The organism is Rahnella variigena, from assembly GCF_003610915.1.
GTDB classification, from domain to species: Bacteria; Pseudomonadota; Gammaproteobacteria; order Enterobacterales; family Enterobacteriaceae; genus Rahnella; species Rahnella variigena.
Genome location: NZ_NSDJ01000002.1, coordinates 179,093 through 194,745 on the forward strand (window position 1 = coordinate 179,093; position 15,653 = coordinate 194,745).

The 15,653-nt window shown below is 46.5% G+C and carries 11 protein-coding genes; 3 read left to right on the top strand and 8 right to left on the bottom strand.

From position 1 onward, the window contains the following. Positions 1-41 precede the first annotated feature (41 nt). Positions 42-2,195, bottom strand: a complete 2,154-nt coding sequence (locus CKQ54_RS22730) for a carbon starvation CstA family protein (protein WP_120162252.1) — start codon at positions 2,193-2,195, stop codon at positions 42-44. 378 nt (positions 2,196-2,573) lie between these two features. On the opposite strand from CKQ54_RS22730, the gene CKQ54_RS22735 reads away from it, so the two are divergent. The 3 genes from CKQ54_RS22735 to CKQ54_RS22745 all read left to right on the top strand — a co-directional run bounded on the left by CKQ54_RS22735 (position 2,574) and on the right by CKQ54_RS22745 (position 5,789). Then, positions 2,574-4,010: a glycoside hydrolase family 1 protein gene (locus tag CKQ54_RS22735; RefSeq protein WP_120162253.1), complete on the top strand. Its 1,437-nt coding sequence runs from the start codon at positions 2,574-2,576 to the stop codon at positions 4,008-4,010. Positions 4,011-4,536: 526 nt separating this feature from the next. Further along, positions 4,537-5,295 (top strand): winged helix-turn-helix domain-containing protein, encoded by a 759-nt coding sequence (locus CKQ54_RS22740; protein ID WP_244220283.1) that lies wholly within the window; start codon positions 4,537-4,539, stop codon positions 5,293-5,295. Continuing rightward, a complete protein-coding gene (locus tag CKQ54_RS22745; RefSeq protein ID WP_120162255.1) occupies positions 5,292-5,789 on the top strand; it encodes a FidL-like protein in 498 nt (165 codons plus the stop codon). Before CKQ54_RS22740 ends, CKQ54_RS22745 begins: the two co-directional genes overlap by 4 nt. Before the next feature lie 195 nt (positions 5,790-5,984). Here the strand turns inward: CKQ54_RS22745 and CKQ54_RS22750 are convergent, their stop codons facing one another. The 7 genes from CKQ54_RS22750 to CKQ54_RS22780 form a co-directional block, all read right to left on the bottom strand. Beyond that, positions 5,985-6,419, bottom strand: coding sequence for a DcrB-related protein (locus tag CKQ54_RS22750; RefSeq protein ID WP_120162256.1), 435 nt, complete (start codon positions 6,417-6,419; stop codon positions 5,985-5,987). Further along, on the bottom strand, positions 6,412-8,589 hold the full coding sequence (locus CKQ54_RS22755) for a peptidase domain-containing ABC transporter (RefSeq protein ID WP_120162257.1): 2,178 nt from the start codon (positions 8,587-8,589) through the stop codon (positions 6,412-6,414). The genes CKQ54_RS22750 and CKQ54_RS22755 overlap by 8 nt, the downstream gene beginning before the upstream one ends. 16 nt (positions 8,590-8,605) lie before the next feature. Beyond that, positions 8,606-9,865 carry an HlyD family secretion protein gene (locus CKQ54_RS22760; RefSeq protein ID WP_120162258.1) on the bottom strand — a complete coding sequence of 420 codons (1,260 nt, stop codon included), beginning with the start codon at positions 9,863-9,865 and terminating at the stop codon, positions 8,606-8,608. Positions 9,866-9,891: 26 nt separating this feature from the next. After that, on the bottom strand, positions 9,892-11,214 hold the full coding sequence (locus tag CKQ54_RS22765; protein WP_120162259.1) for a TolC family protein: 1,323 nt from the start codon (positions 11,212-11,214) through the stop codon (positions 9,892-9,894). A 36-nt stretch (positions 11,215-11,250) separates the two neighbouring features. Then, positions 11,251-11,907 carry a response regulator transcription factor gene (locus CKQ54_RS22770; protein WP_120162260.1) on the bottom strand — a complete coding sequence of 219 codons (657 nt, stop codon included), beginning with the start codon at positions 11,905-11,907 and terminating at the stop codon, positions 11,251-11,253. Positions 11,908-11,975: 68 nt separating this feature from the next. Beyond that, complete coding sequence (locus CKQ54_RS22775; protein WP_120162261.1) at positions 11,976-13,028, bottom strand: fimbrial protein; 1,053 nt, start codon at positions 13,026-13,028, stop codon at positions 11,976-11,978. A gap of 13 nt (positions 13,029-13,041) precedes the next feature. Next, positions 13,042-15,630 carry a fimbria/pilus outer membrane usher protein gene (locus tag CKQ54_RS22780; RefSeq protein WP_120162262.1) on the bottom strand — a complete coding sequence of 863 codons (2,589 nt, stop codon included), beginning with the start codon at positions 15,628-15,630 and terminating at the stop codon, positions 13,042-13,044. Positions 15,631-15,653 lie beyond the last annotated feature (23 nt).

Consider the following 15,653-nt stretch of genomic DNA (forward strand, 5'->3'; position numbering starts at 1 on the left):
TTTGGAAAAGCCCCGCGTGTGCGGGGCTTTCTGGTAAACGGTTAGTGCCCGGAGGAGATTTTAATCCCTTCCGCAGGAACCGGCACATAAGGCGTTTCCTTATCGGTACGCTTGTCGGTTTTACGTGCCTGTAGGCAGGCGCGAATACCGTAGAAAATGATGCTGTACACCACAATCAGGAACAGAATACTCAGCCCGGCGTTGGTGTAGTTGTTGATCACAATGTGATGCATATTGCTGATTTGTTCCGGTGTCAGGTTCTCGCCGCCAGCAGAAATGCGTTCTTTGTACTGACCGGCCATGTAGAAGAAGCCTTCCATCTGCGCATTGGTGCTGAACAGTTTCAGACCCAGCGCCCAGGTAGTACAAATCAGTAACCAGATGGCAGGCACCATGGTGACCCAGATGTACTTGGTGCGTTTCATTTTCACCAGTACTACGGTGGCGAGGATCAGCGCAACGGCAGCCAGCATCTGGTTCGAAATCCCAAACAGCGGCCACAGACTTTTCACGCCGCCCAGCGGATCGACCACGCCCTGATACAGCAGGTAACCCCACAGCCCGACGCAGCCTGCGGTACCAATAATCCCGGCGACCAGGGAGTCAGTTTTTTTCAGGAACGGCACAAAGTTACCCAGCAGATCCTGCAACATAAAGCGGCCGGAGCGCGTACCCGCATCCAGTGCGGTCAGGATAAACAGCGCTTCAAACAGAATGCCGAAGTGATACCAGAAGCCCATATCCGCCAGTGGCATGATCTTGTGGAACACATGCGCAATACCTACGGCAAGCGTAGGTGCGCCACCCGCACGGTTCAGCACTGACGGTTCACCGATGTCTTTCGCCGTTTGCATAATCTGCTCAGGCGAGATCACAAATCCCCATGAACTGACGGTTGCTGCCGCGTGCGCTGTAACATCTTTCAGCTGCGCCAGAATCATCGGTGCATTATCGCCGCCCAGTTCGTGCAGGTTTGGCATGGTGATGCCAAGCCCGGCTGGCGGGGTATTCATCGCGAAATACAGACCCGGTTCAATGATGGAGGCCGCGACCAGCGCCATCACCGCCACGAAGGATTCCATCAGCATCGCACCGTAACCGATAAACCGTGCATCGGTTTCACAGGCCAGCAACTTAGGCGTGGTGCCGGAAGCAATCAGCGCATGGAAACCGGACACTGCACCGCAGGCAATGGTGATAAACAGGAACGGGAACAACGCGCCTTTCCACAACGGACCTGTACCGTCGATGTACTGGGTCAGCGCAGGCATTTTCAGTTCCGGATTGAGGATCACGATACCGATCGCCAGCCCGACGATAACGCCGATTTTCAGGAAGGTTGCCAGATAGTCACGCGGCGCAAGAATAAGCCACACCGGCAGCAGGGCGGAGACGAACGCATAACCAATCAGCGTGAAGGTGATGGTGGTGTCTTTGAACGTCAGCGCCGGACCCCAGAACGGGTCGCTGGCGATAACGCCCCCGAAATAGATTGACGCGACCAGCAGGACAACGCCAATGACCGAGATTTCACCCACGCGTCCCGGCCGGATAAAGCGCATGTAGATGCCCATAAACAGCGCAATCGGCACCGTAGAACACACCGTAAACACGCCCCACGGACTTTCCGCCAGCGCTTTCACCACGATTAACGCCAGCACCGCCAGAATAATAATCATGATCAGGAAGCAACCGAACAGCGCAATAGTGCCCGGCACCGGCCCCATTTCTTCTTTGATCATCTCACCCAGAGACGCGCCGTTACGGCGTGAAGAGATGAAGAGCACCATGAAGTCCTGCACCGCACCGGCCAGAACCACACCGGCCAGCAACCACAGCACGCCCGGCAGATAACCCATTTGCGCGGCGAGCACCGGACCGACTAACGGACCGGCACCGGCGATGGCGGCAAAGTGGTGACCGAACAGCACGTTGCGGTTGGTCGGCACATAGTTCAGGCCGTCGTTGTTGATCACCGCAGGCGTGGAACGGGAAGGATCCAGCTTCATGACCTTTTGCGCGATATACAGACTGTAATAGCGATAGGCCACCAGATAGACCGACACCGAGGCGACGACTATCCATAATGCGCTGATGTGTTCACCCCGCCGCAGGGCGACGACGCCCAGACAGCAGGCACCGAGGAGGGCAACAAGCATCCACGGTAAGTGTTTGAAGAAGGCTTTTTTGTTCATAAATAACCCGGTTATTTAAAAAAACTCACGAAATGCCCGTCTCTGTTTTCTTTATTAAGCACTGCTTTCAGAGAGGCTGGGCCTGTTTATTGCGTATTTTTCTTGCGCACTTTTATTGCCCGTATAGGGTGCCAAAATCGCAGTTGCACAGGCGGGAAAGTTGGTCAGCGGTCACAGAGAGAGATAAGCGGTTGTCAGGCGGGATGAGCGGTTAAGGGGGCGATTAAGGACGTGAAATCTGTGAGTTAGGTCACGTAGCAATCCTGTCAGAAGGTCAGGACAGCAGCGTAACTTTTGTGGCACCGTCGTGTTTTGACAGGTAAATTATTCATTTGCTAAATGATCCGAGGGATCAATCAACACATTCAGGGAGTTTTTATGAAAGGTAAGTTTCCGCAAGGTTTTATGTGGGGCGGGGCAACGGCGGCCAATCAGGTGGAAGGGGCATACGATCAGGATGGCAAAGGGCTGTCCATCGTCGATGCCATTCCGGGCGGCAAAGACCGTCTGAAGATCGTTTCCTCACCGGAATTTGATTTTACCCTTGATCCCGCAAACCATACGTATCCGAATCATAAAGGCATCGATCACTATCATCGTTTTCAGGAAGATATCGCGCTGTTCGCGGAAATGGGATTCAAATGTTACCGTTTTTCTATCGCCTGGACACGCATCTACCCGAACGGCGTTGAGCAGGAGCCTGAGGAAGCCGGGCTGAAGCATTACGATCAGGTGATTGATGCCTGTATCGCGCACGGCATTGAACCAGTGATCACCATTTCACACTATGAGATGCCGCTGCATCTGGCGACCGCGTTTGGCGGCTGGAAAAACCGCGAACTGATTGGTCACTTCGAGCGTTTTGCCCGCACGGTGCTGACCCGCTACGGACATAAAGTGAAGTACTGGATGACCTTTAACGAGATCAACAGCGCGGCGCATTTCCCGATCATGAGTCAGGGGCTGACGGTGCAAACCGGCGCGCTTGAGGCGCAGGCGAAGTTCCAGGCGTGGCATAACCAGTTTGTCGCCAGCAGTCTGGCTGTCAAAATTGCCCACGAAACCAACGCGCAAATCCAGATCGGTTGCATGATCCTGTTTGCCACCAATTACGCTTATGACTGTAATCCGGTCAATCAGCTGGAAACCCTGAAAGAGACTCAGGCGTTTAATTTCTACTGCGCCGACGTGCAGGCGGGCGGTAAATATCCGTATTACGCCAAAAGCCTGTGGCAATCGCAGGGCGTCGAACTGGATATTCAGCCGGGTGATTTAGAGCTGATTAAAGAACATACGGTGGATTACATTGGTTTCAGCTACTACATGTCTTCGACCATCAACAAAACCAATCCTGACGCGGTCACAGCACAAGGTAACCTGCTCGGCGGCGCGCGTAATCCGTTCCTCGAAGCCAGTGACTGGGGCTGGGAAATCGACCCGGTCGGCCTGCGGATTGCCCTTAATCAGCTGTACGATCGCTATGAAAAACCGTTGTTCATTGTTGAGAACGGACTGGGCGCCGTCGATAAGCCGGATGAGAACCACTATATTGCCGATGATTACCGTATCAACTATCTGCGTCAGCATATTGAAGCCATGGCGGAAGCGATTGAAGACGGCGTGGAACTGATGGGCTACACCCCTTGGGGTTGTATCGATCTGGTGAGTATGTCCACCGGTGAGATGAGCAAACGTTACGGTCTGATTTATGTCGACCTCGACGATAAGATCTCCGGCACCGGTAACCGTTACCGCAAGAAATCGTTCCACTGGTATCAGAAAGTGATCGGAACGAACGGGGAAGATATCAGCTGATATTCTCCCGTCAGGCCTGAAACAGTCCGGGTGATGCCCGGACTGTTCTTTATTTTCGTTTCATTACCCGGGAACGGCAGGCAGTGGTAAGGGGGATACAGCATTGATGTTTCTCTTGAGCCCATAGGATATCTTTTTCAAATAAACCTCATCCTTAATATGAGCATAACCATATTAATAATATGGCTATTGAGAAAATCCTTAATTGGTGAAATTACGATTGTAAAAGAATTAAACAGGTAAGCGTGTCACCAGATATGTTCTTATTCAAACTTAGTCTGTGATAATTCGTAATAATCTGGAGATAAATTTCACTTAAGTTAAGGTCAGCGCGGGAGGTATACGAAGACAGTGCCATTTAAAGAAAGCAGTATAACGTATCATTAGTGCTTCTTTATTTAACTTATCCTATACTGTTATGACATAGTGATAATTCAGTGATTTTTTAATGATTTATATAATAGATGGCAGCATTACTTACAACCCAGATGACTGCACTCTGGGTCATATACCCACTGAAGAGTCCGTGAGCCTCAGTATCTCGGCAGGGCGCTTGCTCGAGCGACTGTTGAATTCTGAAGGGGAGATACTGGCCCGGGATATGTTGCTGACAGAAGTATGGGATAAGTATGGTTTGCGTGGGTCGAACAGCAACCTGAATCAGTATCTGAGTATTCTGAGGAGAGTACTCGCAGGATACGGGTGCGATAATCTCATCATCACCATTCCTAAAATAGGGATCCGTATTAATACGGAATTAAAGATCGAGCGTGAATCGTCTCCGGTATTGATCGCGAGCGATGATAATGTGGGGGAAGGGCAAGAAAGTATTACGACTCATGAAATAAGTACTGAGACGGTTCCGCCATTGCTTCGCGAACAAGAACAAATTTCACCTAAGCCATCGTGGTCAACTCCAGGATTATTGATTGCCGCAACGATTACTGCACTGCTCGCCGGGGGAGCGGGTTGGTATTACTGGACAATTCGTTCTGCGGAACAGATGCTACCAACAACCACGATAAAGCTGGAAGGGGGTTGTGAGGCAGTGTTATTACATGGACTGGATGTTCTTGAACGTAAGTCATTAGATCAACAAATTCGGGAAATAATAAAAGAAAATAATCAGTCTTGCGATACGAGTCATCGATTTTATTTTGACAATAATACGTCATTTACCACTCATAATTATGGCAGGACGATCCTGTCATCTTGTAAGATTGACAGCGGTGGCCACGTTATTTCATGTGATAATTTTTATTATTTAGACTGGAGAATGAATTGAAGCGGAATATTTTTTTAACGTTTGCTTTTGTGCTGATCTCACTTTTGTTACTACTTTTCATTGGTATTAACTATTCTGCTCAAAAAAGCGAAGTTTTTCCATTTCGTTGTTCAACTTTTTCCCGTTATGATTTAAGTCGTAAAGAAGGAAAAAGAATTGAATTTGCTGTTACACAAGATTTGCGGTTCCAGAATGATAAAACAGGCTATCTGTTACTCAATGGACAGACAACCTTAGGAGACGATTCTATGATAGTTAACAGAAGAATCGTTCTGTCCGGCGGAAATAAGATTGACAGTGATACTTACCGCTACAATATTAGTAATACTATCACGTCACCCACTGATACAACGCCAGACAGTATGTTCAATATGTTGCTAGCTGAACTCACGCTTGATCACTCTTATCTTCAGCTTAGTGTCGATAAGGTTGATAATAAATCTTATTTGATTGGTGGTCCGCTTTCATATTTATTTACATGTCAGCGATATTAAAATTTAACGATCACGGGTCTTCTGGTTTTGTTGAGGCAGAAAGGTTGAAAAAATTTCTGCCGATATAAATCATTAATTATTAGGTTTTTATTCTATTTTTCTAAAAAAAAGCCGCTGAACAGCGGCAGCGGCAAATAGTGTTTCCAATTTTACGGCATGAAATATGATACAAAATCAGTCTTTACTCTGATTCATTTACAAATTTGTTTTGAAGCTTTTCAGTGTATCTGTGAAACATTGATTATCTGCGTTTGTCAGGACAGATGATTTAGAAACTGAAAAAATTAGCAAGTCTTCCATGTTCAGCGTGAAAATAGCCTGTTTCTGGTAAGAACGAACTTTGTCTGGGCGTAAGAAACTGTAATTAATTAATATTCCTGAGGTCAGGTTGTCGCCAAGCACCACAAGTTCATAGGGTTCTTGCAACCACTCTTTCATTTTGGATTTTAAAATACTGAGCTGGCTGTCAATATATTCCTCAACGCTATTGTGATTGCCGAGACTATCACGAGAAATAGTAATCGTTGGCAGAATAGACCTCGTATCGTTCAGCGTATTCAAAGTACGCTCACAATATCCTGAAGGCAGTGTAACTACACCTTCACTAAAGCGGCAAATATTCTTATCCATGTGTTATCTCCATTTCCTTACTGTTGTCTGCACGAACGAATAATTGTTCTGCTGTGACTTCGCTGAGAGTACCGTTATGCATCATAACGATTTTATCTGCACTACGAATCGTTTCTGGTCGATGCGCAATGATAATGCGGGTGATGTTCATACGTTTAATCGAATCGTTGATTTTCGCTTCGTTTGAAATATCCAGGTGACTGGTCGCCTCATCCAATACAAGAATTTGTGGATCCCGGTACAGTGCGCGGGCCAATAAAATGCGTTGTAGCTGCCCCCCCGAAAGAAACGAACCCATATCGCCAACCAGACTCTGATAATTCATAGGCATTTTCATTATATCGCCATGAATTTGTGCCAGGCGTGCGACGCGGGTAATTTTGGCGTGATCGGGTTCGTTATCAAAGAAGCTAATATTTTCGCTGATAGATCCTGAAAAAAGTATGTCATCTTGCATCACGCAGCCTATCCGATCGCGATGATGAGAAAGCCCGGTTTGTTTTATATCGATACCTCCTACAGTAATAGTACCGCTCTCAGGATGTAATAAACCAAGGATGACTTTCGCTAACGTTGTCTTACCCTGACCAGATGGACCGACAATCGCTATACTTTCGCCCGCACGAATGGTCAGGTTGGCACCGTCAATAACCCAGGCATCAGTCGAACCATAGCGGAACTTAATGTCTGATAATACGATATCCTGTGCTGGCTGGTGCTCGTCGGTGGTATGCACGAGACCCGGGCTGGCTTCAGAGCTGGCCTCTGTTTCAGACAGGACGATATCTGCAAGTCGTTCTCCGTGCATTCGCAGCATACGAAAATCTATTATCGCATTGATTAAACCTGCACCACGGCTCATAAACTGATCGGAAAAACTAATGAATGCCGTGAGCATACCTGCAGAGAAATTCCCATCGAGCACCTGAAGCGCGGCTAACCAAACCAGGGCTACTCGCCCTACAGAAGTGAGTAAGCCTTGTGCGGAGCCGAACAGAATGTTGAGCTTCTGCATGACAATGCCTTTGTTGGTGCTGTCCACCATCAAATTCATATAGGCTGCCAGTCGGGGTACCTGCTTATTATTCGTTTTGACAGCCTGAATGCCGCGAAGTGTTTCCAGTAATGATGACTGCGTGCGTGCCGAACTGATAATTTGCTCTTCATTGGCGCGGCGAACCGGGTCATAAGCCATGAATCGCAGCAGGGCATAAACAACAAACAAGCCAATGACTAACCAGGCAAGTTTAGCGTTGTAAATAAACAACATTACTACTGTCACGATTGACATCACACCATCGAGAACCGTGCTGATAAATCGGGTGGTGAGAGTGCTTTGTATCGTGTTTAATGAGGCGTAGCGCGAAAGAATATCGCCCACATGACGCGATTCAAACCAGTCAAGAGGAAGCTTCAGCATATGGTGGCAGACATTAATGGTCCATTGCACACTCAATTGACTGGAGAACCAACTCATTACCCATGAGCGTAGTGCTGAGATAATGGTCTGAAACAGGGCAATCATCATGAAACCGACGCCAAGTAGCGTTAGTAATGAATAATCGGCAGAAACTAGCACCATATCCATGACCCATTGCATAAAGAATGGGGATAAAACACCGAACAGCTCCAACGCTACCGACAAAATAAGAACCTGAACGAAAGCGGACTTTACCCCTGTCACGCTTCCAACAAGTTTTCTCATTGAAATCCGCGCTTTCTCTTCTTTCACTTCAAAGGTGGAGGAGGGCACAAGTTCCAATGCGACACCGGTAAAAGTATTCGATGCTTCTTTAAACGTGACCTCACGAATGCCACGCGCGGGATCGTGAAGAGTGATCTTGTTACCACGCACTTTCTTAAGTACGACAAAATGGTTCAATTCCCAATGTAAAATACAAGGGGTACGGAGTTTCGACAGCTCTTCAAGGTCAACGCGCAGTGCACGCGAGCTCATATTCAGTTGCTGCGCAATGCCGATGACATCGGAAAGCGTCGCCCCTTTAAGCGATGTAGAAAATTGCCGGCGCAGGGTGATCATATCGATCTCATGCCCGTGATAGTTGGCAATCATACCCAGACAGGCTAATCCGCATTCGGCCGCTTGCGACTGACGGATTAAAGGCAGACGGTTAAACCATTTAAAATTGAGTTTCTCTAATAACAACACAGAACAGACCTTCTAATCAGAGCGAAATTTTGTGACCCAGCGCGAAAATCGGCTCAAGTACCCACTCGTAAAGACGACGTTTGTCGACGATAAAATCGGCGTCCAGCGCCATTCCCGGTTTTAGTGGCTCGTTTTGCATATAGGCTTTAATAGATTGTTTATCTAATGCCACCAGTACACGGTACTGTTGTTCTTCAACATTGTTTTTTCCGGTGAGCGTGGCGACTTCCTGCGGAGAAAGTGCTGTACGAGAGACCTCAATGACTTTTCCGTATTGCTGACCAAACTTCTGATAGGGAAAGGCTTTATAACGCAGTACGACGCGCTGCCCGGCCTGGATGAAACCGATGGACTTAGTATTCACCATCATGCGAGCGACAAGTTCAGTGTCACTGGGTAATATCGAGATCGCTGACTGGCCAGCGTTCAGCATTTGGCCATTCTTAATCATGATCATGCCGATATAGCCACTTTTTGGAGCACGCAATTCAAATGAACGGCGTGCTTCGTTCTCAACCAATGCCTGGCGATTGTCCGCGAGTTGCCGTTCGATATCGTTACGTTTCTTATCGTCATCAAGAGGCTTCTCATGGCGCTGCTGCTGAGCCTGCAAGATTTTTTGCGCGATATCTAAAATTTGCCGCTGATATTCCTGTTGCCGTGCCTGGCTGTCGAGTAAGTTTGACTCCTGCTCTTCAAGTTGACGGCTGGAGGCGTAACCCTGTGTATGCATGGCATTGAGTTTATCCAGCTGTAGTCGTGCTAAACTCACTTGTTTTTTGCGTTGTGCTAATTGAATTTTTAGCTGTTCTTGCTGTAGCTCAAGGCTGGCGATTGTCTCATTAACACCTTGCATCTCAACGGCATGCAGTTTGCTCAGTGTATTAAGATCTTGCTGTAGCCGTTCACGTTGTGCCGCCAGGTTTTCAGCAATCATCTGGCGAGTCTGACCCAGCTGTGTCGAGACCTCAGATGACAACACCATAACAACATCGCCTTTTTCTACGTGCTGGCCTTCTTTGACTGGAATATCAATTACAGTCGCGCTAACCGGGGGGGGAATAACTAACATGCCGTTCCTGGGTAATAACTCACCCGTTGAAGATTCGTATTTGGTATAACTGCCAAAAATAAAGAACAGGGCAGTGGCTGCCGTGATAACGACAACAATAGAAATAACCAACCAGCGATAGGGTGGGCAATAAAGTGCGACGGTTCCAAGATTACCGCGGTTGGCTGCATCGAGCGCTTCCTGGCGAAAAAGTGACTGTTCCATTTAACTATTCATTTTATTGGGTTGATTTAGCGGCACTGAAAAAAATTCAGCATATCGAGCGATAATGAACCGGTACTCTGTGCAAGATTGATCATGGCGTTTAAGTAATTCAAACGAGCCTCTGCCTGATCTTTAAGTATGCTGTAATACTTTTGCTGAGCATCGAGTTCATCATTAACTGTGCGAAATCCCATTTCACGTCCATATTGAACGGATAAGACTTTTTCGCGTGCAGAGGCGACCGCATTCTTTTCAGCGTCGATAAGAGCGGTGCCATTAGTGAGACTGAGCCAGGCAGAACGGGTATCCTGAACGGCCTTTCGCTGCGCTTCTAACGTGGAGTATTTAGCGGCTTCGCGTCGATAAGTGGCCTCAAAAGATTGCGATAGCTGGCTGCCGCCTGCGAAAAGCGGAACAGAAACGTTTACACCGTATTGCAGGTTATTGCTTTTGGAATTGGTGCCGAAAATAGCATCATAAAGAATATTGTCATCATTATCATTGCGGCTCCAGTTCTTGCCATAGCTTGCATAGAGCGAAACCACTGGCATATGCGCGCCGTCTGCGGCGAGCACATCAGCATCAGTTTGGTCATGCTGAAATTGCGCGATTCTGATATCTGTATTGCGCAACTGGCTGACACTGATCGCTTCTGACAAGGAAGAATAGGGCGTCGATTTAAGGCATTGAAAATTCACCGCCTCCAATGTGTCTGGGTTAATCCCGGATAAACGGCGTACGGCCTCCCCGGCCAGAAGCAACTGGTTACTGGCTTCAATCTGCTTTGCCTGCGCGATAGCATAGTTAGCATTTGCCTCATCAACTTCAGTGCGTGTGTTTTGATCATTGCGCAATCCGGCCTGAAGTTTTTCCATTTGCTGTTTAAAATTGTGCGTTGCAGCTTGTGCTGCCTGTAATACTTCCTGCTGGTAGAGAACCGTGAAATAGGCATTGGCGATCGAACCGAGCAGTTTTTCTTCAGCCTGGCGCGCCTGCGCTTCTGCGGTATTAGCAATCGCGACGCCTTTACGCCAACCGGCATATTTACTCATATCAAACAAGGGTTGCCGGACACGGACATCATAGTTGTGGGTTGTCACGCCACTCTGGTATTTTTTGTCTGGTTGTTCCTGACGGTCCCAGCCTCCTTCCAACGTCAGAGTGGGCAGCATTCCTGACATTCCTTGCCAGTATTTCTGTTTATCGGCTTCGCTGGTCTGCTTGCTTGACTGCAACGCCGAATCATAAGTTAAAGCTGCCTGCGCAGCTTGCTGTAAATTAGTTGCGTTTGCGCCGGATGAGGCACAAATAAATGCAATAAAAATACAATTCTTTTGATAGTGTTTCATTATTTTCGCTGTTTCATGCAATAAGTAATATCAGGCCTAAATTAATTCCTGAGTCAAAACATACTTTATTAAATCTGTGTTCGAATGTAGTTGAAGCTTACGCATCGCATTGTATTTCTGTGTTGCTACAGTACTCACACTACGTTTACGTAACCTTGCTATATTCATTAAGCTGTGCCCCATTGCAAAAAGCCGGATTATTTCCAACTCTGATGGGGTTAAAACATTATTACTTTCAACAAACAGCCGGTCTGATACCAAATTTTTCATCTGTTCTGAATAATAAATTCTTTTACGTGGATAAGTAATCCAGTGAAAAGCTTCAACTAACTGATGCCGGTTATCACGTTTGCTTACGATGCCGTTTATCGGAGTCTGAATGACCTTATTCAAAAGAGCTTGATTGGTCTGAGCTGTAAAAATAATAATTTTCATGTCAGGATGCCGCTTTCTAACCTCCTCAATTTTTCTAATGCCGTTTAAATTCGATTGTTCAGGGCCGAAATTCAAGTCAGTAATTAAAATTTCAGGTGGATTTTCATTTAACTGTGTTAACAAGTCCTCCCCGTCAACCGGATAAGAGAAAATTTCGTGCCGGATAAGTTCAGCTGCCAGTATAGTCTGGATGGAATACACAATGAAGGGACTCTCATCAGATACACCAATTCGGAATATGTTTTTTTTCTGTGGCATATCGTTTGAAAGTCCTTTATTCAATACTATCCAGATAAGGCAAGGCTCCGGTGGAGCCTTGCCAGGTATTACTGATAACTTATCGTATACGTTGCAACAGCATTGGCACTTCCCGGACCCACAGTATCTTTAATCTGATAATAACGTGCATATAAAGGTACTGTTATTAACGCAGCAGAAAGAGGGTACGATGCCACATTAAAAGGTGTTGCTAAGGCAACCGGTTGTTGATTTTCATTCAAAATCTGTACCCCTACACCGCTTGCGGTCGAAGAAGAATTAAGTGCCATTACACCTATGTCCGATAAACCGCTAACGGCGTCACCATCAAATTGCATCATGACGTCAAAAGAACCGGACAATAATGATTCGCAGTTGAGTTGTACGTTAAAGGGAATCATATTGCTGGTCTGCCCGATGCCTGACCCTAATCCACTGCTTTTGCTGACAGAATAACTCCCAAGCGGTACATATTTGTTAGTATCGCCAGCGACAGAACACGTTTCGTCCTTAACCGTGATACCTGATTTGATATTAGTGAAGTAAAACTTCAGGTCTGTTCCGGTAACAAAAGAGCCCACATCAAAGACGTTCACATAACTACGGAGCGAGTTTGAACTTGTCATGGACGCTGACGTCCTGACAATTTCAAATGGCACAGTCAGAGAGACGTCTGTATAAGCCCCGACCGTTCCCCCGCTGGTAAGAGCATAGGTGCTGATCGTTTGTCCGGTAGCGACTGATACGGGTTCGGCCGCCATATCACCGCCATAACCCGTATAAATAGTCAGACCGTAGCCCAGCGTGCCTTCAGCGATAGCCTTGCGCTTGAAATAAACTTCGCTGGTCAAACCATCTACGAACTGCTGCAAGTTGTCCAATGCGCACTGAAACTGAACCGTAAAACTGCCGCTGTAGACGACAGTACCCACGGGTACGGCTGACGATATAGACAATCCTAGAGAACTGAAGTCTAAGGCCGCGTCAGTATTCGTTTTCTTACACAGCAAAGTGACATTATCATCTGCCTGCGCATTAGCCGTCAGCATACCCAAAGTTAATGCCACTGCCATGGCAGGAATCAAATGACTCATTTTTTTGTATAAATTAAAATATGACATAAAATTCACCTGATTAGCCCTTGATATCATTATTGCTTGATTCATTGGAAACATAACGAGACTCGCGAGACTTATCATCGCTACAGGTTGTTTCTATTCTCGCCAGAGTATTGTTATTACTGCTACGAACGTTGCCAGATTCAAGGTTAACCAGACAGTTGTCTGTTGGCTTTTTACCCCATGAAATATGTAGCTGACTGATGTCTTTATTCAGCCTGGTATATATTTGTCCTCCCTGGGAGACAGTGGCTACGAGGTTTCCATTCTCATCATTAACTGCTGCACCAAAGGGGAGGGGATTCCCGTCCAACTGATTTGCACGTATTAAAAGTGGTTGCCCTTTACTTGTTTTGTAATCAACTTTTACTACCGCACCTTCAATAGGAATAACACGCTGTTGTGTCGCTTCCAGTTCAACATCGAGCGGAATACCTTTTGGATCTATTGCCAGTTCATTGATACGGTAAGGCATCAGATTTGGAACAATAGCCCGTCCATTACCATCTAAAACAATGTTTGGATAACCTATTACATGTGCGCCACTTGCATCCGGGGCAGTAATAATTGCATAGGTTGTTGCCTGATAAGCACTAAATGTCAGGCTATCAGGTAACGCGACCACTGTTCCACTGGCACCACCTGAAGCGGAATAATAGTTGCTTCCCTGGGTATAAGAAGCTGTAAGGGTGCTATATGGAGAGCGATATTGCCCACTGACCGAGCCGGACTTATTGTTCTCAGCATCACGTGCAGCGCTGACATTATAATTATATTGGTCGTAGTCTCCTAAAACACCATTAACAGCAGTCTGTGCAGTAACGCCTTCTTTTGAATGTGCTGCGCTTCCGGTGAGATAATTTTTACTATCGCTGCCTAAAGGAACAGAGAAGTCGATAGAGAATTGTGTATCGTGGCCGCCGGTTGAATATAATAATCGGTTTGCAGAAAAAGTATAGGCCACACGCCCGATAGTATTATTGTAACCTACCTGAAATTGGGTGTTTGTACCGGTTGAATTCCAGTAGTTTTGAACAAAACCAGTAAGATATACATTCCCAAATGAATCTCCTAAATTTTGGCTTGCTGTCAATGAAAAGCGTTGTTTTGGCCGGGAAAGATACGCTTTGGTTGTTTCGCTACCATACTTCTTGTAATAGTTGTTAATCTGCAGTGCATCATTAAAACTATAATAACCGGATGAAGAGAACCGGTATGCAGCAAGTGTAAAATTAGTATCAGTAGAAGAAACCTTCTTGCTATATGTTGCCCGATAGCTGACACCTTGTTTTTTGCTATCTGCATATTCGGTCTGCGCCCCGGTGACATCCACGGAAATCGCACCAAATGGCAACCCGAAAGCCCCACCCAGTAATAAGGAGGTATAACTATCAGAGCCAAGAATGCCTGAATAGCCTGTCAGACTATTAGTGAAGCCATGCTGAATTGTGCCCTGATAAATTGACGGGGTGTAAACCATATTATCGCGGCGAGACTGGCCACCTGTCAGGGTGTAATAAGTCATCCCCGGACGTTTTAAACGAGCCATGGAAGCATAAGGAACGGAAAAGTGTGATTCACTTCCGTCAGCTTCTTTAATCGTAACGTCTAAATCACCGCCGTAGCCAGTAGGGTAGAGATCGGAGATGTTAAATGCGCCAGGAGATACAGTGGTCTCATATATTTTATTGCCATTTTGTGTGACGGATACTTGTGCGTTAGTACGGGCAATACCACGAATTTCAGGGGCATAGCCGCGTTGAGAGTCTGGCAACATCTGATCAACGGTCGAAATTTGTGCCCCTCTGAAAGACAGGGTATCGAAAATTTCACCACTCGTATTGCCTTCACCCAGCAGTAAGCGTGACTTAATCTGCGGAATATCTCGTTGCACATAAGTATTAATGTCATCGTAATGATGATATTCAGTGCCTTGCTGACGTCGCCAGCTGAGTGCGCCATCGTGGCGGAACATCCAGCCACCCACATTAAAACCGGCCAGCGCGCGACCATAAAAGGAGTTGTACTCTTTGGCGCTATAAACAGAGCGATAATAGTTGGTGTTATAATTTAATGAAAACGCATTTTCACCGTGGTCCCAATACTCAGGCGATACATAGCCACGCGCCGTTCTGAACAGATAAATTTGCGGAATCGAGATGTCCATCTGCATATCGGCACTATTTATTGCTGCATGGCTATCCTCAACAACTTCCTCGAGCGCTATACACTGGCTTTCTGAACGTAAATTCGTGATCTGTTTTGCATCAAAAACGCTATCCTTGATTGCCAGGCTTTTGATTAAATTATAGGAAAGGCAGGCCTTATTACTATTGCCATCACGTATTACACGCACATTTTCACGGCTTACCAGGCGGCCATTGAGGTAAATATCAAGCGTATATACACCAGGGTCGATGGGATTTCCCTGAGCATAACGAGTCACATCTACCTTGACGCCCGACAGGTTTTTTACAAAAGACTCATCAAAATCATAGCTGGTTTCTGCAAAAGTAGGGGCAGCCGAAGTTGTAAGAAAAACTGCCAAAAAAGAATACAGAATATCCCGACCCACTGACTTTTTCATATAGACTATCCCTGCCATTATTGTTTCCTTATATAACTAAT